The sequence below is a fragment of the Streptomyces sp. SID5785 genome (genome assembly GCF_009870065.1).
In the GTDB taxonomy this organism is placed as follows: Bacteria; Actinomycetota; Actinomycetes; order Streptomycetales; family Streptomycetaceae; genus Streptomyces.
Map to the genome: position 1 here is coordinate 1 of NZ_WWIA01000694.1, position 939 is coordinate 939.

Annotated in this window: 1 pseudogene; it reads right to left on the reverse strand. The window is 70.4% G+C overall.

Going from position 1 to position 939, the window contains the following annotated elements:
• A pseudogene (locus GTW43_RS22700) lies at positions 1-939 on the reverse strand (RHS repeat protein); the annotation flags it as partial.

Sequence of the window (939 nt, forward strand, 5' to 3'; positions counted from 1 at the left end):
ACCGGGAGGCCGGCGCGGTCGCAGCGGACCGTCGTGACGTGGCCGAGCGGGTCGGTGACCGAGGTGAGGCGGCCCGCCTCGTCGTGGGTGAAGCGGGTCGTGTGGCCGCTGGGGGTGGTGCTGGTGAGGCGGTTGCCGCGGGCGTCGTAGGTGTGGCGGGTGGTGTTCCCGTCCGTGCCGCGGATGCGGGTGAGGCGGTTGAAGTCGCCGTACTCGGCCGTCACCGCGCGGCCGTCGGCACGGGTCGCTGAGATGACGTTGCCCGTGTCGTCGTACGTGTACGACGTCGTGTGGCCCAACGGGTCGGTGCGGGTCAGGACCCGCCCGAACCGGTCTCGTGTGAAGCGGACGGTGTGGCCCAGCTGGTCGGTCTCAGCAACGACCTGGCCTAGTGCGTCGATGAAGTAGCGGTAGGTGTGGCTGCCGCCGCCGGTGGTGGTGGTGGTCGTGACGCGGTGGCCGGTGGCGGGGTCGGTGTCCTCGTAGGTGAGGCGGAGTGCCATGTGGCCGGCTTCGCCGCCCTCGGCGATGCAGCGGTCCTGGTCGTCGTACTCGTAGGTGTACGAGCGGTCGTTGCTGTCGGTCCAGGACGTGACGCGGCCGCGCTCGTCGTAGGTGAAGGTGAGCGGCCGGTCGGCGGAGTCGAGGACCTGGGTCAGGTCACCGGTCTCGGAGTAGGCGTACCGCTTGATCAGCTGGTCCGTGCCGTCAGGATCCGCGCCGGCCAGGGACAGAGCCGTGACCCGCTCGTCCTCCACGGTGAGGGTGAGGCGGTAGCCGCCGGACGAAGTGACCGCGAGCGGGGTGCCTTCGGCGTCGTTCTCGAAGGTGATCCAGTTGCCGTTGCGGTCGTCGATCTGTTCCAGGACGGCCAGATCGGGCGTCCGGTCGGCGAAGTGCCAGGTGCGGCCCGTGTGCGGATCGGCGACCGTGTAGCCC